At 43.7% G+C, this 17,076-nt stretch carries 22 protein-coding genes; 11 read left to right on the top strand and 11 right to left on the bottom strand.

Annotated elements, in window-relative coordinates:
* Window positions 1-141 precede the first annotated feature (141 nt).
* Window positions 142-414: a membrane protein insertion efficiency factor YidD gene (gene yidD / locus H6F41_RS15415; protein ID WP_206754053.1), complete on the bottom strand. Its 273-nt coding sequence runs from the start codon at window positions 412-414 to the stop codon at window positions 142-144.
* A gap of 126 nt (window positions 415-540) precedes the next feature.
* Between yidD and aguB the strand changes: the two genes are divergently transcribed.
* Window positions 541-1,395: an N-carbamoylputrescine amidase gene (gene aguB / locus H6F41_RS15420; protein WP_190404361.1), complete on the top strand. Its 855-nt coding sequence runs from the start codon at window positions 541-543 to the stop codon at window positions 1,393-1,395.
* Window positions 1,396-1,473: 78 nt separating this feature from the next.
* Here the strand turns inward: aguB and H6F41_RS15425 are convergent, their stop codons facing one another.
* Entirely contained in the window at window positions 1,474-2,241 is a 768-nt protein-coding gene (locus H6F41_RS15425) for a metallophosphoesterase family protein (protein ID WP_190404362.1), read from the bottom strand.
* A 179-nt stretch (window positions 2,242-2,420) separates the two neighbouring features.
* Here H6F41_RS15425 and truB point away from each other — a divergent pair, with 179 nt between their 5' ends.
* Window positions 2,421-3,329, top strand: coding sequence for a tRNA pseudouridine(55) synthase TruB (gene truB, locus H6F41_RS15430; protein ID WP_190404363.1), 909 nt, complete (start codon window positions 2,421-2,423; stop codon window positions 3,327-3,329).
* 17 nt (window positions 3,330-3,346) lie between these two features.
* Here truB and H6F41_RS15435 read toward each other — a convergent pair whose 3' ends face one another.
* Window positions 3,347-3,595 (bottom strand): Ycf34 family protein, encoded by a 249-nt coding sequence (locus H6F41_RS15435; RefSeq protein ID WP_190404364.1) that lies wholly within the window; start codon window positions 3,593-3,595, stop codon window positions 3,347-3,349.
* Between the two features lie 187 nt (window positions 3,596-3,782).
* Between H6F41_RS15435 and ndhO the strand changes: the two genes are divergently transcribed.
* Both ndhO and surE read left to right on the top strand, forming a co-directional pair.
* Window positions 3,783-4,001, top strand: coding sequence for an NAD(P)H-quinone oxidoreductase subunit O (gene ndhO / locus H6F41_RS15440; RefSeq protein WP_190404365.1), 219 nt, complete (start codon window positions 3,783-3,785; stop codon window positions 3,999-4,001).
* A 59-nt stretch (window positions 4,002-4,060) separates the two neighbouring features.
* Window positions 4,061-4,759 carry a 5'/3'-nucleotidase SurE gene (gene surE / locus H6F41_RS15445; protein WP_190404366.1) on the top strand — a complete coding sequence of 233 codons (699 nt, stop codon included), beginning with the start codon at window positions 4,061-4,063 and terminating at the stop codon, window positions 4,757-4,759.
* Window positions 4,760-4,776: 17 nt separating this feature from the next.
* Here the strand turns inward: surE and H6F41_RS15450 are convergent, their stop codons facing one another.
* Window positions 4,777-5,823, bottom strand: coding sequence for a thiamine phosphate synthase (locus H6F41_RS15450; RefSeq protein ID WP_190404367.1), 1,047 nt, complete (start codon window positions 5,821-5,823; stop codon window positions 4,777-4,779).
* Between the two features lie 15 nt (window positions 5,824-5,838).
* The gene (locus tag H6F41_RS15455; RefSeq protein ID WP_190404368.1) at window positions 5,839-7,521 is read right to left on the bottom strand and encodes a DUF6930 domain-containing protein; all 1,683 of its coding nucleotides are present in this window, start codon (window positions 7,519-7,521) and stop codon (window positions 5,839-5,841) included.
* 443 nt (window positions 7,522-7,964) lie between these two features.
* Between H6F41_RS15455 and H6F41_RS15460 the strand changes: the two genes are divergently transcribed.
* The 3 genes from H6F41_RS15460 to tnpB all read left to right on the top strand — a co-directional run bounded on the left by H6F41_RS15460 (window position 7,965) and on the right by tnpB (window position 10,474).
* Entirely contained in the window at window positions 7,965-8,174 is a 210-nt protein-coding gene (locus H6F41_RS15460) for a hypothetical protein (RefSeq protein ID WP_190404369.1), read from the top strand.
* A gap of 154 nt (window positions 8,175-8,328) precedes the next feature.
* The gene (plsY, locus tag H6F41_RS15465; RefSeq protein WP_190404370.1) at window positions 8,329-8,970 is read left to right on the top strand and encodes a glycerol-3-phosphate 1-O-acyltransferase PlsY; all 642 of its coding nucleotides are present in this window, start codon (window positions 8,329-8,331) and stop codon (window positions 8,968-8,970) included.
* 310 nt (window positions 8,971-9,280) lie between these two features.
* On the top strand, window positions 9,281-10,474 hold the full coding sequence (tnpB, locus tag H6F41_RS15470) for an IS200/IS605 family element RNA-guided endonuclease TnpB (protein ID WP_190404371.1): 1,194 nt from the start codon (window positions 9,281-9,283) through the stop codon (window positions 10,472-10,474).
* A 19-nt stretch (window positions 10,475-10,493) separates the two neighbouring features.
* Here tnpB and petM read toward each other — a convergent pair whose 3' ends face one another.
* The 3 genes from petM to H6F41_RS15485 form a co-directional block, all read right to left on the bottom strand.
* A complete protein-coding gene (petM, locus tag H6F41_RS15475; protein WP_190404372.1) occupies window positions 10,494-10,604 on the bottom strand; it encodes a cytochrome b6-f complex subunit PetM in 111 nt (36 codons plus the stop codon).
* A 51-nt stretch (window positions 10,605-10,655) separates the two neighbouring features.
* Window positions 10,656-11,360: a hypothetical protein gene (locus H6F41_RS15480; RefSeq protein ID WP_190404373.1), complete on the bottom strand. Its 705-nt coding sequence runs from the start codon at window positions 11,358-11,360 to the stop codon at window positions 10,656-10,658.
* Window positions 11,361-11,455: 95 nt separating this feature from the next.
* Complete coding sequence (locus tag H6F41_RS15485) at window positions 11,456-11,749, bottom strand: hypothetical protein (protein WP_190404374.1); 294 nt, start codon at window positions 11,747-11,749, stop codon at window positions 11,456-11,458.
* A 509-nt stretch (window positions 11,750-12,258) separates the two neighbouring features.
* On the opposite strand from H6F41_RS15485, the gene menB reads away from it, so the two are divergent.
* Entirely contained in the window at window positions 12,259-13,089 is an 831-nt protein-coding gene (menB, locus tag H6F41_RS15490) for a 1,4-dihydroxy-2-naphthoyl-CoA synthase (RefSeq protein ID WP_199288798.1), read from the top strand.
* 66 nt (window positions 13,090-13,155) lie between these two features.
* Window positions 13,156-13,329: a PDDEXK family nuclease gene (locus H6F41_RS15495; protein WP_199288799.1), complete on the top strand. Its 174-nt coding sequence runs from the start codon at window positions 13,156-13,158 to the stop codon at window positions 13,327-13,329.
* A gap of 2 nt (window positions 13,330-13,331) precedes the next feature.
* Here H6F41_RS15495 and H6F41_RS15500 read toward each other — a convergent pair whose 3' ends face one another.
* Complete coding sequence (locus H6F41_RS15500) at window positions 13,332-14,519, bottom strand: coenzyme F420-0:L-glutamate ligase (protein WP_190404375.1); 1,188 nt, start codon at window positions 14,517-14,519, stop codon at window positions 13,332-13,334.
* A gap of 5 nt (window positions 14,520-14,524) precedes the next feature.
* Entirely contained in the window at window positions 14,525-15,319 is a 795-nt protein-coding gene (trpA, locus tag H6F41_RS15505) for a tryptophan synthase subunit alpha (protein ID WP_190404376.1), read from the bottom strand.
* A gap of 186 nt (window positions 15,320-15,505) precedes the next feature.
* Here trpA and H6F41_RS15510 point away from each other — a divergent pair, with 186 nt between their 5' ends.
* Both H6F41_RS15510 and H6F41_RS15515 read left to right on the top strand, forming a co-directional pair.
* Window positions 15,506-16,081 carry a DUF6272 family protein gene (locus H6F41_RS15510; protein ID WP_190404377.1) on the top strand — a complete coding sequence of 192 codons (576 nt, stop codon included), beginning with the start codon at window positions 15,506-15,508 and terminating at the stop codon, window positions 16,079-16,081.
* A gap of 62 nt (window positions 16,082-16,143) precedes the next feature.
* Complete coding sequence (locus H6F41_RS15515) at window positions 16,144-16,491, top strand: slr1659 superfamily regulator (RefSeq protein ID WP_190404378.1); 348 nt, start codon at window positions 16,144-16,146, stop codon at window positions 16,489-16,491.
* A gap of 41 nt (window positions 16,492-16,532) precedes the next feature.
* On the opposite strand, the gene H6F41_RS15520 is transcribed toward H6F41_RS15515, so the two are convergent.
* On the bottom strand, window positions 16,533-17,018 hold the full coding sequence (locus H6F41_RS15520; protein ID WP_190404379.1) for an AbiTii domain-containing protein: 486 nt from the start codon (window positions 17,016-17,018) through the stop codon (window positions 16,533-16,535).
* Between the last annotated feature and the right edge of the window lie 58 nt (window positions 17,019-17,076).

Here is a 17,076-nt window from a genome sequence, read left to right on the forward strand (position 1 = left end):
ATGCACTTAGTATCCGTTCTCGTAAATCTAGCGAATAGGGGGCTGCCATTTTTTCCTTTTATTCTAAATTGCTGTGGTGCGTTTGGTCTCAATTTGCTGTAATGGACACTTCCGTTGTGCTTCAATAAATAAACACATTATTCATTGTTTTAAAGAACTTGCACTTGTGGAAGTTCTTGATGTTTTTCGTTCCTCATTAGATACCTCTGGCACAGGATCATAACCACCTATATGCCAAGGATGACAGGATAAAATCCGCTTAGTTGCCATTGCCCCGCCAGTAGCTAAGCCAAATCTTTCGATGGCGGTGAGTGCATATTGTGAACAAGTTGGCTGAAATCTACATCTCGGTGGGAAAAGCGGAGAAATAAATAGCCGATAAAATTGAATTAACAAAATCACAATTTTTTTCATTTTTTTCATTGACTTACATCTGATGTAAGTTTTTGTGACTGCGTTAGGCTCAGGCTAAAGTTATAGTCTCATCGTATTACTTTCTATTCTATTTCCATTTCTCTATTCAATTCATCTATTTAACTGATGTCACCTTCTAACACTATTGCGATCGCAGTTATTCAGGCTGCTCTGAATGCTGATGTTGCCACTAACGTTGCCAAAATTTCAGAATTAGTGCGTAAAGCTGCCCACCAAGGAGCGCAGGTAATTTTACCGCCAGAGCTATTTGAGGGAGCATATTTTTGTCGAGAAGAGCGAGATCATTTTTTTGACTGGGCGCAACCTGTTGCCAATCATCCGACGATTGCCCATTTTCAGAAACTAGCACAGGAACTACGTGTGGTCATTCCTGTATCATTTTTTGAGCGGGCGGGACAGGTCTATTACAATAGCTTGGCGATGATTAATGCGGATGGTTCACTGTTAGGTGTTTATCGTAAAAGCCATATTCCTGACGGTCCTGGCTATGAAGAAAAGTTTTATTTTCGCAACGGAGACACAGGCTTTAAGGTATGGGATACGACCTTTGGCAAAATTGGGGTGGGTATTTGTTGGGATCAATGGTTTCCTGAATGCGCTAGGGCAATGGTGCTGATGGGGGCAGAAATATTGCTATACCCAACTGCGATCGGTTCTGAACCCGAGGAACCTAATCTGAATACTAAAGATCCTTGGCAAAGAGCAATGATTGGTCATGCTGTCAGCAATGTCATTCCTGTAGCGGCTGCAAATAGGATTGGGCTAGAAGGTAACCAAACTTTTTATGGTCATTCTTTTATTGCTAACCAACGTGGCGATAAGGTTGCTGAAATGGGTGACACAGAGGAGGGAGTCATTATGGCGACTTTTGATCTTGACCAAGTTCGACTCAATCGTGCCTCATTTGGTTTTTTCCGCGATCGTCGTCCTGATTTATATCAAGTTTTACTGACCACTTAGGCATACAAGCTCCATTCGCGAGATGCGTCGAGAAGCGACGCATCTCGTCTTTCAATTTGCCATAGCGAGACCTAAGGCTTACCAAGCCCAAAGTTTTTTAGGTTTGGCTTTTGCAAATTCTATTCTTTGCATTCTTGTTGGGATTGGCTCAATCACAGTTGCGATATCAGGCAAATCATTGACCCTTAACTCGTGGGTAAAAGTGTTGCATTGATAAACGGTCGATGTGTCTAAGTCTAAAGCTGATAACCAGCCACTTTTAGGGTGATACGCGCCTGTCTCAATTCCTAACCAACCTCTGCCCAATACTAAATTGCCTGGTATGACATTGGGAAAAACAAAGGTAATCGTATGGCCACTGATGATGATCTTGTCTGCAAAAAACGGTTTGGTCATGCTGTGAAATTCTTCTCTGATCCAACAGAATTCAGCAGCACCTTGTAATTCAATCGGTAAGCGAGGATTTACGCCTGCATGAACTAACCATGCATCACCCAGATCGAGATAGAGTGGCAATTGTCTCATCCATTCTAGATGCTCTGCGGGAAGTTTATGATCTCCGTAGCTTGCTAGGGTGTTGCGCCCCCCACTTTGCATCCAACCTTGCCACGCAGGAGAATCCTCATTACTATCAAAAGCATCTAGACACATTTGCTCATGGTTGCCTTTGAGGCAGGTATGTCCATTTTCCATTACCCATCTGACCACATCAGCACTACGCTCACCACGATCAATCAAATCGCCAAGGAAAAACAATTGATCGTCACGACCACAGTTAATGAAGTCAACTAGCTTCATTAAACCGTCGTATTGTCCATGAACGTCGCCGAATACAATTCGAGTCAATTTGGTTAACTCCTCATCATAGAATCAAGAAGTGCTATGTGATGACTATTTTATGACGAATTTATTTACATTTTGTTGCACTGACATTATAGAAGACTACTAGTAAATGTCAGATTACGTTTGATTTAACTGCTCTTTTTTCACTAACCTGACTTAAAAAATATATTTAGCTGCTCTCTATGTTCAATGGATTTATTAGTATTGACAAGCCGCCACAAATTACTGCCCATGATTGTGTGAGTAAGCTGCGTAAGTTGCTGAAGCAAAAGAAAATTGGACATGGTGGTACTCTTGACCCAATGGCAACGGGGGTTTTGCCGATCGCAGTTGGGAATGCGACGAGACTATTACGATTCTTGCCAGAGGGCAAAGCCTATGATGCCAAAATTCGCTTTGGGGTGACGACTAATACCGATGACATTACAGGTGAAGTGATTTGCGATCGCAGTTGTCCTGATTTAACTATTGACCGAGTGCAAAAATATTTGCCCCTTTTTCAAGGCACAATTACGCAGCGTCCACCTGCCTTTAGTGCCATTCAAGTCAATGGTAAGCGACTTTATGATCTGGCTCGGAGAGGAGAAATTAGTGAGGCAGACATCCCGATGCGATCGGTGGAAATTTCTGAAATTCGCATTTTGGGATGGACTTCAGGGGATTACCCCGAACTAGATGTGGCAATCACTTGCGGCTCAGGGACATATATTCGTTCAATTGCCCGTGACCTTGGCGAAAAGTTGGGTTGTGGGGCAACCCTGTCAGGACTGAGAAGAACCCATAGTAATGGTTTTGATTTGGATTCTAGTTTGACCTTTGACCAAGTTGCAGAACGATTGCGATCGCAAGATCTACATGTGCTTGCTCCTGATCATGGTTTACATTTTTTGCCAATGGTATTACTCAATGAAGATGAGACAAGGCGTTGGTGCATGGGGCAGGCTTTGTCTAGAAGCTTAGGATCGGAGACAGGAGACTCTCTGGTTAATGGCTATGTGCGGATGTGTGACCCTGACCGCAATTTTTTGGGGGTTAGTGAGGTCAATGACGATGGGATTCAGCCAGTTGTGGTTTTAAACCCCATCAATTAGGTGAGCTTAGCTTATTTCTAAGTTGGAACTAGTTCGCCCGGACGCAATCTCATCCATTTACCCATTTCTGCGACAAAGCTTTCGCAACCGACAACATCCCATTCCATTTGAATGTTGTTTTGATCAGTTTTGATATTGATATTTACGGTCGGCGAAATAGCTTCAAAATCAGGATGATCGCTCAGATGTGGCTGAAGATGTTGCGCCTCGACAGCATGGTAGGTAATACAGCGATCGACATAGGTACAGTTGATGCAGATACACATAACAGTTATCCCTACTAATTCATGCCGCTATCCTAACAAAAAAAATTAAAACAAAACCCAAAAAGCTAGGGGCGACTCAAAGCGTCGCCCCTAGCTTTTTGGGTTTTATGTACTAGCGCACTCTTGTATTGCTATACAATACCTAAGTAGCAATTTTTACTCTTAATAATTGGTTGCATCAAAAAATATGGCACTTAAGAAAGGCACACTTGTCCGCGCAATTCGCGAAAAATTAGAAAATAGCGCTGAAGCAACTGCCAATGATACGCGCTGGTCTCCCTACCTCTTTGAGACTTGGGGTGAAGTGCTAGATTTTCGTGGTGACTATGTTCAAATTAAGTTTAGTAAAGTGCCAACCCCTGTAATTTGGCTACATAAAGATCAGCTAGAAGAACAAGCTGCCTAGTTTTATCAGAAATCAGTGAAAGCGCCGCTTTGCGGCGCTTTCACTGTATGGGAGATTTTATGACAATTATTTTGACTAATGATGATGGTATTGATGCGGCAGGCATTAATGCTTTGCAAAGAGCCACGGAATTAGCATTGGGGACAAGGGGAGCAATCGCCGCACCATCACGTCAATATTCGGGTTGTGGGCATCAAGTTACTACTGATGAGCCAATCACAATTCAGCAAAGGGATGAGCATAGCTATGCGATCGCAGGTTCGCCAGCCGATTGTGTGCGTATAGCGATCGCCCATTTATACAGCGATGTGAAGTTGGTGCTGTCGGGGATTAACCATGGGGGCAATATGGGCGTGGATGTCTATATGTCAGGCACAGTGGCAGCAGTCCGCGAGGCAGCTTTTCATAATATTCCTGCGATCGCAATTTCCCATTACCAAGATCGCCGCCGCGAATTTGACTGGGACTGGGCAGCTCAAACTACAGCCATAATCATTAAGCAATTATTAGAGATTAAATTGCCGCCGCAGTCCTATTGGAATGTAAATTTACCGCATCTTGATGTTGCCGCTCTGGATGGCAAAATTCCTGAAATTGTCTTTTGTGAAAAAGCACAACAGCCTCTGCCCCTAGGCTTTAAGGTGGCGGGAAATCAAGTGACCTATGCAGGGCAATATCATCTCCGCGATCGCACCCCTGACACAGATGTTGATGTTTGCTTCTCTGGCAAAATTGCGGTGACACAGATGATTGTCTAAGAGCTATGCAGGCATTCTTAGAGCATAGATCGCATTTGTTTGGCAATTAGGTGAGGGTGCTCAGACTGCATAATGGATCGAACTACGGCAACTCGCTTTGCCCCTGCATTAACTGTAGCCATGAGATTCTGAGTATCAATGCCACCGATAGCAAACCAAGGAATACTAATATTTTGGGCTGCGTAGTTGACATATTCATGTCCAGCCGTCTCCTTGTTTGGTTTTGTCGGCGTGGCATGGACTGGACCAACCCCAACATAATCAACTTGGTTATTCATGGCGATCGCTAATTCTTGGGGATTAGTCGTTGATTGCCCAATGATGTAGTCTGTAGACTTGCCACCATTTGTATTTAGAATGTGACGCACCACAGGAACAGGCAGATCGGTCTGCCCGACATGAATCCCATCTGCCCCCACTGCGATCGCAATATCAACACGATCATTGATTAAAAACAGAGCATCGTATTTGTGGCAAATTTCGCAAAGTTGTTTTGCGATCGCAAATCTTGTACTGTCTTCTCCATCTTTTTGCCGATACTGCACAATCTGCACCCCACCTTGCAAAGCCGACTCAACCACCTCGGCAATATTATCTACAGGCATTGTGACCAGATACAACTGGGCATCCTGTAGTTTTTGCCGACGCACTTGACCAATACTGCGCGACTCATTGGATAACAACTGGCTCTCAAGGGTATAGACCTGATAGCGCATCTGCTTCATAACTGCGCCCATATTAGGATCAATCACCTTGGCATATTCCTCAAGCACCCTTAGCGCCTCTTGCAACCTGCCCATATTTGCCCTAAGCACCGATTGGATATCAGCACGACTAACTTCATTGGCATGGCTCAGCCCTGTGGCAGGATCATCGGGTGTATTGCGGGCGCGGCGAAATTCCTCTTTGTGCCATTGTGCAAGTTCTTGACGCATGTGCTTACAGCGATCGCAAAGCTCGACATCTTCCAAACCAAAGCGACACCATTCTTCAATGGTGCGGAGGGCTTCACGAGCGCGATCGAGATTGGCATCAAGGATGCGATAAATAATTTGTTGAGACATAGCTAAAAATCACGGCTAAAAATCAAATTCAAAGGCAGGTTCTGCCAATAATTTCCCTAAACCTAGTTCTTTATCATCAATTAGTTTGATTTCGTAATAGCCCAAAATATGTTGAGATGTGGGGTTACCGCGAGAAGCGCCAGTGATACCCATCGCAATGATCACACAAACATTACCTTTGGTATTTTTGGCACGTTGTTTCCAGCGTTTGTGATGATCACCATTGAGGGTCACTTTGTCAAACTCACCAAACAGGTGCAGTTCATCATTGCCCATTACCACCAAACCTAGTTGACAGCTATTACCAAAGATATCTTCGGCAGGGTTAAAACAAAGGGACTGGATACCATCAAAGCTATTAATTTGCTTAATTAAATCCAAAGCTTTGGGGCGCGAAGTCTGAATCATTAACCCCGGTAAACCTTCACCTTTTTTGGCAGCCAAAACTGGTGGGATCGTGTTAGAAATTTGACGATGGATAGAGGCAGTGCGTAAAAACTCCACCTGCTCCCAAGGTATCGTCATCATGTGAATCAACGAATGCTCTGGCCAAAGATCTTCACGAATAAGAGGCGCATCATCTTCATCTTCTTCGGCAACCAGTTGATGCAACTCTGCCGCCAAATCGGGCATGGTTTGCACCAATACCTCAATTGTCTCTTCCACGTCGCTGTCAACGCTCGGCGCATAGATGGTGTAGGTGCTGGAAATCGCCGAAAAGTCTTTGGCTAATTGATTTTGATGCTGTTCCCAAAATCTATTGACTGCCTCTAAGGCTACGGTCAGTGCGATCGCTTCTTCGTCATATAGATAGGGTCTACCACCCTCAAGGGGATGCAAAGTGCCATAGATCGGCTTCATCGCTACAGGCTCAGGCACAGCCCGCATTTTTCCGCGCTTGGAGATAAATGCCGAAAAATCCTCTTCTACATCCAGTTCAGGGGTCTCAAATAGATTGAATAAGCAATCTTGGTGTAGAAAGGTTTCTTCGATTTCATCATCAGAGGAACTACCTGAAATAATCTGGTGTCGAAACTTCACCAGTGATTCCTCAGAGCGATAAAAAATTATGCCCTGTTCTAAGCCCATCTTGCCCATGACGATCGCATACAGCGTATCAATATCCCAATTGTCGAGCTTAATCGAAATGACTTGGTGATCCCAGAGAGTATTCCAAGGTGCGTTGTGCCATATTTGCTCAGATTGCCGATGTAGCGATGCGGCAAATCGCTCTGGCACAACGGGAGGATTGGCGGTAAAGCTTTCTAAAATATGCGAAAAGATTTCATCAATTAGGGGGAGTCGCTCCACATATTCGACGGATATGCCTAAGTCTTGGAGGACACCACGCAAATAAAATTGTAATTCGCGATCGCAAACTAATATTTTCTGCGGTAGCGATGGTTGGGCTGGGCTTTGGGGATGCTCGATCGCCTGTAACAGCGCACGAACAAAAGCTTCTTGCCCCACAACCGAGTCCACTACGTCCATGGAACGCACCATCCCCATCGAGCCATCTACCCACAAAATGCAATGGGGCTTAGATTCTTCCTCATGGTTATGGAGCTGAATAATATTGGACGAGTCTTGGGTTTGACGCATCTTGGCTGGTAAGGCACGTCGGTCGCCTTCCCAAACCGCAGATGACTGCTTTAGTTTTAGAAGGCGACGGAGAGTGGATCGGTTTAGCGTGGTCATCGAAAATTTTCTCTAGATTAGCCACTCTTTAATAAATTGCCCCAATTGGGTCAATTTATTAAAGAGTGCATTGATCGATTTAACTATGATATGGCGAGAAATTGCTAGATGTGATCAGAAATTATCAGTTTTATAGCTGTCACCTCTGGCTAATAAAACAAATCAAAATCCCAGAAGACGAGTTTCGGCTCTCTGCACCAAAACTCGTCTTCTGGGATTGCAATCTAGCAAGACTAGCGACAGGCATAGGACGGAAAACGACGATAAATTCCTGCTCTCACCTAATTTTTGTTTTTTGGCGATACAATGATTTTCAGTGCTGCCTAAGTCTATTAATAACTTATTTGTAGACTTAAGTACATTAAATATTTAGGAATGTATCTAAGTAATGCCCAGATCATCCTAGTTTTATTTCCGTAATTATTTTGTATTTATCTGTATTTATGAACGAGCTACAACCGATTCTCAATGAGTTCTTAGGTCAACCCGTTGCATTTTTTGGTGGACTCGTTTCGGGCTTTCTCAAGCTCGATCTCCAACAAGATCCTTTAAAGGGTTGGCTAGAAAAGCAAGGAGCAACACCGACTACGGGGTCTTCTGGCGGCAATGGTGGCAAAAATAACGATGGGCCACAGTCTATTTCGATTGATTAAATTAGTGCTTTAGCATAAGTAGCTAGTAAAACCTGTGGCGCACGCTGCGCGTGCGCCACAGGTTTTACTAGCTATCTCTGACAAGTAAATAAATTTTAAGGCTCGGTAAGCAAGCCTTAAAATTTATTTACTTGTTAAATTATTTCTACGGCTTATGTGGTTTCCCTATCTCTTGCTTGCGATCGCCTATTTTTTAGGGTCTTTCCCCACAGGTTATTTAGTGGGAAAAATAGCTGGTATTGATATTCGTGAGCATGGCTCAGGCTCAACAGGAGCAACGAATGTCTGGCGCAACGTAGGCAAGGTGGCTGGTATCAGTGTTTTTGTGACCGATTTTGCCAAAGGTGCGATCGCAATTTATATGATGCAATCAGCAAATTGGTTGCAAACTAGTTTAGGTTTAGGAACTGTCGAGGTTGAGCAGCTCTCCCTATTTGTCATTGGTGCAGGGATGCTTGCCCTGATTGGACACAGTCGCCCTGTGTGGTTGGGCTTTAAGGGTGGTAAGTCCGTAGCGACAGGTGTTGGTATTTTATTTATGTTGAATTGGATTGTGGCGCTATCTGCCTTTAGCATTTGGTTAGCAACGATGGCAATTTGGCGCACTGTATCGATTAGCTCCATAGCCGCCGCCGCATCGGCTCCCGTCCTGATGTGGGCATTGCAAGGAAATGTGATTTACTCTAGCTTTGTCACCGTTGGCTGCATCTTTGTAATCTGGCTACATCGTTCTAATATTGAACGCATCCTCAATGGTACAGAGTTGAGCTTTAAATCAGAATCAAAATCATCATAAATGCATAAAAAAGGCTCCAAATGGAGACTGTAAATTTCTTAGTGTTTAATTGACAAATTTAACGAAAAACCAATGTTTTCAGCCTGAATTTACACAAAAAATTTTACAGTCTCCCCAAATGGGAGCCTTTTTTATGCGTTAGTTAAATAATATTATTATTTAACTAACGCGAACGGGAAGTCTCGCACTCTATCCGTTTACAGGATGAGTGACGGGATGAAAGTGAGCCAGAAAACAAATTGAGCGACAGCGAATCAATATAAATTGCCTGTGATATAATTAGCTTATCAGTATTCGATATTCTTGATAAATGTATAAGGCATACAAATACAGAATCTATCCCACAAGTGAGCAAGAAGCCTTGCTTGCAAAGTCTTTTGGCTGTGTGCGATGGTTTTACAACTATGCCTTGAATCTATGTCAAGAAACTTATAAAACTACTGGTAAGGGATTGACTAGAGGATATATACAAGGCTTGCTTCCTGCACTCAAGAAAGAATATGAATGGCTAACTGAACCGTATTCTCAATGTTTGCAAGTAGTAGCTTTGAACTTATCCACTGCGTACAAAAACTTCTTTGATAAACGGGCTATGTTGCCTAAGTTCAAATCAAAGCATGGTCGGCAGTCAATTAGCTATCCCCAAAATGTCAAGTTTGATGGTGACAAGATCAATCTACCCAAGATCGGCTTAGTCCACTGTCAGCGTCATCGTGATTTTGAGGGAACGATCAAAACTGTTACGGTTTCTCGCAATCCTGACGGTAAGCACTTTGTCTCTGTCTTGGTTGACGATGGTAAAGCTAATCCTGAATTAGTGCCAGTGGACAAAGCTATTGGCATTGATGTTGGGCTAACCCATTTTGCAATTACCAGTGATGGTTCTAAGTTTGGCAATCCTAAATTCTTTGTTAAACATCAACGAAACTTAAAGCGCAAACAACAAAAGCTATCCAAGAAAAAGAAAGATAGTCAAAATCGTAAAAAGGCAAGATTGGCAGTGGCGAAAGTTCACTCCAAAATTGCGAGATGTCGCGAAGATTTTCTGCACAAGCTATCCCGCAAGATAGTCAACGAAAACCAAGTTATTGCGGTGGAAAATCTCAACATCAAGGGCATGGTCAAGAATCATAATCTAGCCAAAGCGATTAGCGATGTTGGCTGGGGTATGTTCTGCACAATGCTCAAGTACAAGGCTGAAAGTGAAGGAAGGCAATACATCGAGATTGATCGATGGGTTCCTAGCTCTAAGACTTGTCATGTCTGCCTAAATCAAGTTGAGCGTCTCAGTCTTGATGTTAGGGCATGGACTTGTAAGCATTGTGGTACTCACCATGACCGTGATGTAAATGCAGCGATCAATATTAGAAATGAAGCCTTGCGGATTATCTCGTTAGGAACTAGCGAGTCTGCCTGTGGAGGGGATGTAAGTCGATCTGGTAAAACTTCGGTTTTGTTGGACGCTATCCCCATTGAATCAGGAAGCCAGCGCTGTACCGCCTAAGCGGTCAGCGTCTGGTAGTTCACGCTTCTTCTTTCTCTTCGCCTTGTAGCTTTAGCAAGAAGTACCCAAAGGCAATACCGACAGGAATCAATACCATCGACAAGACCATTGCATTACCAATTTCTCCCATGATTTTTCTCCAAATAATTTAAGTAATATTTTTCTAGTATTGTTAAGAATCTTACAACGACTCGGCAACTACCTCCACATCGATTGCATCGGCATATTCGGAATAATCTGCCTGATCGAGATCTTCTTGCTTGTTGTTAGACCTTGACGACTGCTCCGAATTTTGATCATTACCATGCATTTCTGCCTCATCTAGCCAGATGGGGCGTACTTCATAATGTACTCGCAAATTAGGAGGGGCGCTACGTTCCGCTTCCCGTACAAATCGATTTGCTTCCCATTCCGCTTGAAATGTATTTAGCAATTTCAGCGTTTTCACGCGCTGGCGTTCTAAATATGTCCACACTTCCCAAGCATTATATTCTGGCTCCTTGGCTGGTTCTGTTTCTGGTATAGGTGTTTCTTCAACGGATTCCGTCGATGGCTGCGGAATTTCTTGATCGTGGTGATCGCTATGGTCTTGATCAACTGTTGCCGTAGCTGTAGTTTCGTCACTAGGTGGACTACTTTGCTGAGCAGACACCTCAGCAGTCGAATTTGCTTCCTCCCGTGGAATTTCACCATTGCCAAGTGATCTGGACAAGCTAGTGATTTCCCGCGCTCGAATTTGTTTTACTGAGGCGTTATCATCGGCGATCGCTTTCACCTCAATCGCAGTCTGAGATTGATCAACCCATCCTTTAAAAATAACTTCTTCTCCATTAATTAAAAGGAGATCGCCCACATCTAGGGCAAAACCTGCCAAGGACTTAAACAATGGTTTGGCATCGGGCGCAGCGCTAAATCCATGATTGATATTGCGATCGCGATTTGGGACATGATTATCTGCCTGATTAGATTTCCCTTGATCAATCAGGCTTTGGACTCCCCCAATTGCGTCCTCAACTCACCAATTTGTGAATGTAATGGTGCAAGGCAGCTCTCAACATATGCCAATAGATCGGGATGTAACACAAATGGAGCAGATGCAGATTCCTGTTCTGATGATGGTGCAACATCAGGTTTCGGGTCAAACTCGCGACTGACCACAGCCACGATCCAATCTGCGATCGCCTGTTGTTTTGCATCCGCTTGAGATTTGATTTGGCTTAATAAAGGCAGGGGAAAACGAAGATTTACCTGTTTTGTCCTGTGAGGAGTCGCCATTATTTGCCCTTATTTAAAATTTTGAAAACTTATTTGAGAATTTAATTATAGCAATCGCTATTACCAAAACTTATAAAGATCAAGAGATAGCGGTATACCGCTATCTCTTGATCTCATATGCCTATTTCTGCGGCGGTAAGGGAATATCTAGCAAATTATAAAAACTTTGAAATATTGACGAGCAATGGAAATTACTTAAATTGTAAAGGTAACTTTCCCATTGACAGGGTCAGCATTAGCCATAAAACTAAGCTGGAGCAGGCGAACGCAGAAACAACTCCTAAAAAAAAGCTATTCCAGACAATGCTCATTCTGCCTTTCTCCTAAATGCAAGTACATACTCTCTGATCGTAATACCTTTTATAAATTATTGCCATGATTTATGACAAAAAATTAACAACTAATTAACAGCAAATCTTAGACGAATCAAGCAAGTAATTTGTTCCCTATTTGTGTCGTGACATCGCCAATGATAAAATTAGCCCCTGTACTTATTTTTGCTCAAAATCATGACCGAATGGCAGCTCGCCGCCGAATTTGAAGACATTCTCTATCACAAAGCTGATGGAATGGCAAAAATTACGATCAATCGTCCCCATGTGCGGAATGCTTTCCGCCCGAAAACAATTACGGAGATGATTGCCGCTTTTGCGGACGCGCGCGAAGATGTCGAGATTGGCGTGGTGTTGTTGACGGGAGCAGGGCCTGCGCCCGACGGTAAATATGCATTTTGTGCAGGGGGCGATCAGAAAGTTCGTGGTGATGGTGGCTATATATCGGATACGGGTGTCCCACGACTAAATGTATTAGATTTACAGCGATTGATTCGCACCATGCCGCAGCCTGTGATTGCGCTAGTTGCTGGCTATGCGATTGGTGGCGGTCATGTGCTGCATGTTGTTTGTGACCTAACGATCGCCGCCGACAATGCCATCTTTGGGCAAACAGGACCGATGGTCGGCAGTTTTGACGGGGGGTTTGGTGCTTCCTATTTAGCAAGATTGGTTGGACAGAAGAAGGCTCGCGAAATTTGGTATCTCTGCCGTCAATATGATGCTCAAGAAGCTTTGGAAATGGGATTAGTCAATAAAGTAGTTCCCGTTGAGCAATTGGAAGCAGAAGGTATTCAATGGGCGCAAGAAATTTTGGATAAGAGTCCCTTAGCAATTCGTTGCCTCAAATCCGCATTTAATGCTGATTGCGACGGACAAGCAGGGATTCAGGAATTGGCGGGTAATGCGACGCTGTTGTTTTACATGACGCAAGAAGCTCAGGAGGGAAAGCAAGCCTTTTTAGAAAAACGCAAACCCAATTTTCGCCAATACCCCAAACTGCCTTAGCTTTTCATACAGCGCTTTGTGGCTGTGATACGATCAATAAGTAGGCTCAAAACCATACTGAGAGACATGAATGCTCTGACAATCAGTCTAGAGTCTGTAATTGAACTTACTGATGAACAGTTCTTTCAACTTTGTTACAAAAATAGCGCCCTACGACTCGAGCGCAATGCTCAAGGAGATATTACGGTCATGGCTCCCGTCGGTAGTGAAACAAGCGCCCGCAGCTCCGATTTAAGGTGAGCCTATGCACCAGTATTTGGGCGAATCAACACAATCGGGGTTTGTTCGGCGGCATTGCCCGCAGGATTCATGATGAGCGCCTGATTGAGTAATTTTTCAGAGACCCCTGAAGTTGCGGCCAAAACCTTGACACGACGTAAATCATTGACATCGACGATCGCAGCCTCTAGCCCTGTTGCTGTCTTGATTTCATCCACTACAGCTTGGGGATTTTTGGGGCCTAACACAATAAATTGATCATAGGGAGGCAAAGTACCTGTGACATCATCAATTAGTCGGGCTTGATCTCCAGCCAGCATGTAAAACACCCCAGGCACGCGCAAAAATGCTTTAGCCAATGCACCAATGACAAAGGCAAATCCAACACGCCATGCTCCAGATTCATTAATTAATGATTGCAATCCGCAGGCTGTGGCGAGACTAGAAGTGCTTTTGAAGTAATAGCAGAGGCGTTTGGCTAGCCACTTAGGCTGAATATCACTAGGATGATAGAAATTGCCCTGCATAATTGCGATCGGAGTTTCGGCGATCGTAACAATATCTCCAGTTTGAGCATGGCTCATTACATAGCGCTGCAAAACTTCCACAGGGTTGTCGCCTGCGGAAAGAATATGGGTACGGATTGGTAAAACATCGGCATCGGGTGTCGGTCTCCAGCGCTCTCTGCCTTGATCTGTGGCGGGAAACTGAAGAGGAATAATGCAATGCTTAACTTTCTGCTCGCGACCTGCTGGCCCGTAAATGGTGTAATGCACGCGCACCCAAACGGTTTTTAGAGATTCAAGATTTTTACCACTGATGTCAATTTGAATCTCGGCACCTGTGCTGTGGCGCGGGGTAACAATGTATGACTCCCAATAGTTGTCACGACGGCTGGGGAGGTTGGGATGACGCGATCGCAATTCGACTTTGGTAGTAATGTCATCGAGGCTATCACTCGACAGGAGTGATATTTGAGGATCGACTTCAACTAAGAAAACATCGAGTTTACGGGTTTTGTTGGTGGCATTGAGCAGTAGCTCCAATCGATAATGCTCTGGCTCATAGGTCAAAAATTGCCAAGTACCATTATCAAATTCCAATAAGTTGCCTTGACGAGTTTTGTACTGCCATTCAAATAGCAGCCACAAAAGCAAGATGATGCCGCCCAAAATTGCGATCGCAATACCTATACCGATCAAAATATTCATGATGATTAGTCCCTACGAATAGCTTGCTTAAGGGTTTTACAAAGTTCAGCGACCGCATGAACACCACCATCTGGCTCGGCAAGTTTCTTGACCATCGCACTACCAACAATCGCCCCATCCGCATTCCAATCAATGACTTGCTTCGCATGTTCAGGCTGCGAGATGCCAAATCCAACCGCAATCGGCTTATCGGTAATCACCCGCAACTGCTCGATCATCGTTTTGACACCCTTGGCAACCTGTGTGCGTACCCCCGTTACACCCGTAGCACTAACTACATAAATAAAGCCCTGTGACTTTTCGGCGATCGCTGCTACCCTTTCAGGGGGACTAGTTGGCGCAATCAACAAAATCACTTCAATTCCCGCTTTTTCGGCAGGCTCTAGCAAAACATGGGATTCTTCTAGGGGCAGATCAGGCACAACTAAACCACGTACCCCTGACTCATAAATAGTTTGTAAAAACTTCTCCACACCCATGTTCAAAATTGGGTTGTAATAAGTGAACAAAATAATTGGCGATCGCAATTCTGGAGCGACTGTCCGCACCACATCTAAAACTTTTTCTAAGGTTGTGCCATTTTGCAAAGCCCTTGTCGCGGCCGCCTGAATTACAGGGCCATCTGCTAAGGGATCTGAATAAGGCACTCCTAACTCAATCATGTCCGCGCCGTTTTGATCCAAGACCCGCAGAGCCTTTGCTGTTGCTTCTAAACTAGGATCACCAGCCGTAATAAATGGAATAAGCGCGGCTTGACCTTTAGCTCGCAGTTCCTCAAATCGAGCGGAAACGGATATCATGACTTAAAAACTCTCGCAAATGTAGTCCCGTATTATAGTAGCGCCTCATGGCAACTATGATTTGGTGGGTTGCGCCGCGTCCCTAAACATAGTAAAAGAAAGCATAGGTTTATTAAGTATTTCTAAAATATTTAAAATCCTAAAAAATCCCAATCAATACCCAAATATTAAAAAGTATCGATAACCATGGCGCAAGTCTTTGGCAAATTCACAGAAGACTTTTCGGACAGAAGCGAATTTCTAGTTGTAGGATTTTCGCCATCGTCGCTACCAATTCAACTACGTTGGAAGACCAATGGACTTTCGGCAGATTTTCTTGGGGACTATGTAAAAAACTTTTTCCCCGGAGATACTAGCGCCGCCCTAAATAGACAAACGGAAATTAGATCTGCGGTTAGTTTTATTGCCAATGAACTGCTAGAAAATGCGATGAAATATAGCAATAAAGATGCAGGGCAGCCAATCAATCTAGAAGTACACTTATTTAGCGATCATCTCATCTTCATCTCAAAAAATAGTTTGTATTCAGAGGCTATCGCTGATTTTCAAGCATATCTACAGGAAATCATTTCTGGAGATGTCAGCGAAATGTATATCAATCAAGTTGAGAAGAGTGTTGAAAATGATGCAGCCGAAAGTGCTGGGCTGGGCTATCTGACTATGATGATGGACTACGATGCTTCCCTAGGATGGAAGTTTGACTCAGTGCCAGATAACCAAGATATTCAGGTGGTGACGACCATGGTGCAGCTACCACTCTAGTGATTAATCATCATAAGTATTTCATTACAACAGCCCAATCATTTATCAGGAGTTTTGAGAGAATGGAAGTTATTGGAGATGATTATCGTGTCTGGTATGAATCATCAGACACCAGCATCTATTGCCAAGGATCATTGCGTTTGGCAGGCACTGAGGAATATGCGCCAATTGTGAATTTGCTAGAGGATATAATTGCCCAAAATCCCGAAAAGATCTGTCTGAATCTGTGTGAATTGGAATTTTTGAATAGCTCAGGTATTAATGTGCTATCTAAATTTGTGATTAAGGTGCGTCAAAAAGAATCAATAAGTATTACTGTAAGAGGCTCTGAAAATATCCCTTGGCAGGGCAAGTCACTAAAAAATTTGCAAAGGCTAATGCCTGCGCTGAAATTAGAGTGGTTGAGCTAGATGGTGATTTAAATACCGTGTCAGTTTTTAAACCTCTGTTGTTAAACTGCTGCTGTAAATTTGATTATTACTTGACTGCGAATAGTTTCTAGGAGTTGGCTAATTTCGGAGGGAGCAATATGTCCAGAGTCTACTTGACGACCTGAAACCTGTGATAAAAAGCCTAAAATTTGCTTTGGCAACATCAAAGTTAAGCCATTTTTGAGGTGCATTTCTAGTTTTTTAACACCTGTAACCACTGGGTAACTACTGTATTGTTTGAGTCCATTAATTGCTTGTCCACCATCATCAAAGTAACTCAAATTGACATATCGATAGTTAGGTGGTTGGCTGCCATAGCCATTTAGTTCTTGACTGATATATGTCTCAAGGGCATTAAGATTTTGCATTTTGGCAAATGCTAAGCCTTTCTCTAATGCGTGAGTGAGGGGTAATTTCTCGATCGCATCCTCTAGTTCAAGATGCAGATTCAGAGCCGTGATGATATCGGTGAAACTAGGAGCAACGCTGGGTTCAGAAGGTGACATGTCCGCAGAGCGCGAGCGCGACTGTTAAAATGGGGATCAAAATTATTCTTGCACAAAG

Origin of the sequence: Pseudanabaena mucicola FACHB-723 (genome assembly GCF_014696385.1) — a bacterium.
Taxonomy (GTDB): Bacteria; Cyanobacteriota; Cyanobacteriia; order Pseudanabaenales; family Pseudanabaenaceae; genus Pseudanabaena.

Bases quoted from the DNA above. Each gene is read 5' to 3' on its own strand.
- yidD (WP_206754053.1), bottom strand. From the start codon at position 414: ATGAAAAAAATTGTGATTTTGTTAATTCAATTTTATCGGCTATTTATT.
- aguB (WP_190404361.1), top strand. From the start codon at position 541: ATGTCACCTTCTAACACTATTGCGATCGCAGTTATTCAGGCTGCTCTG.
- truB (WP_190404363.1), top strand. From the start codon at position 2,421: ATGTTCAATGGATTTATTAGTATTGACAAGCCGCCACAAATTACTGCC.
- H6F41_RS15435 (WP_190404364.1), bottom strand. From the start codon at position 3,595: ATGTGTATCTGCATCAACTGTACCTATGTCGATCGCTGTATTACCTAC.
- ndhO (WP_190404365.1), top strand. From the start codon at position 3,783: ATGGCACTTAAGAAAGGCACACTTGTCCGCGCAATTCGCGAAAAATTA.
- surE (WP_190404366.1), top strand. From the start codon at position 4,061: ATGACAATTATTTTGACTAATGATGATGGTATTGATGCGGCAGGCATT.
- H6F41_RS15450 (WP_190404367.1), bottom strand. From the start codon at position 5,823: ATGTCTCAACAAATTATTTATCGCATCCTTGATGCCAATCTCGATCGC.
- H6F41_RS15455 (WP_190404368.1), bottom strand. From the start codon at position 7,521: ATGACCACGCTAAACCGATCCACTCTCCGTCGCCTTCTAAAACTAAAG.
- H6F41_RS15460 (WP_190404369.1), top strand. From the start codon at position 7,965: ATGAACGAGCTACAACCGATTCTCAATGAGTTCTTAGGTCAACCCGTT.
- plsY (WP_190404370.1), top strand. From the start codon at position 8,329: ATGTGGTTTCCCTATCTCTTGCTTGCGATCGCCTATTTTTTAGGGTCT.
- tnpB (WP_190404371.1), top strand. From the start codon at position 9,281: ATGTATAAGGCATACAAATACAGAATCTATCCCACAAGTGAGCAAGAA.
- petM (WP_190404372.1), bottom strand. From the start codon at position 10,604: ATGGGAGAAATTGGTAATGCAATGGTCTTGTCGATGGTATTGATTCCT.
- H6F41_RS15485 (WP_190404374.1), bottom strand. From the start codon at position 11,749: ATGGCGACTCCTCACAGGACAAAACAGGTAAATCTTCGTTTTCCCCTG.
- menB (WP_199288798.1), top strand. From the start codon at position 12,259: ATGACCGAATGGCAGCTCGCCGCCGAATTTGAAGACATTCTCTATCAC.
- H6F41_RS15495 (WP_199288799.1), top strand. From the start codon at position 13,156: ATGAATGCTCTGACAATCAGTCTAGAGTCTGTAATTGAACTTACTGAT.
- H6F41_RS15500 (WP_190404375.1), bottom strand. From the start codon at position 14,519: ATGAATATTTTGATCGGTATAGGTATTGCGATCGCAATTTTGGGCGGC.
- trpA (WP_190404376.1), bottom strand. From the start codon at position 15,319: ATGATATCCGTTTCCGCTCGATTTGAGGAACTGCGAGCTAAAGGTCAA.
- H6F41_RS15510 (WP_190404377.1), top strand. From the start codon at position 15,506: ATGGCGCAAGTCTTTGGCAAATTCACAGAAGACTTTTCGGACAGAAGC.
- H6F41_RS15515 (WP_190404378.1), top strand. From the start codon at position 16,144: ATGGAAGTTATTGGAGATGATTATCGTGTCTGGTATGAATCATCAGAC.
- H6F41_RS15520 (WP_190404379.1), bottom strand. From the start codon at position 17,018: ATGTCACCTTCTGAACCCAGCGTTGCTCCTAGTTTCACCGATATCATC.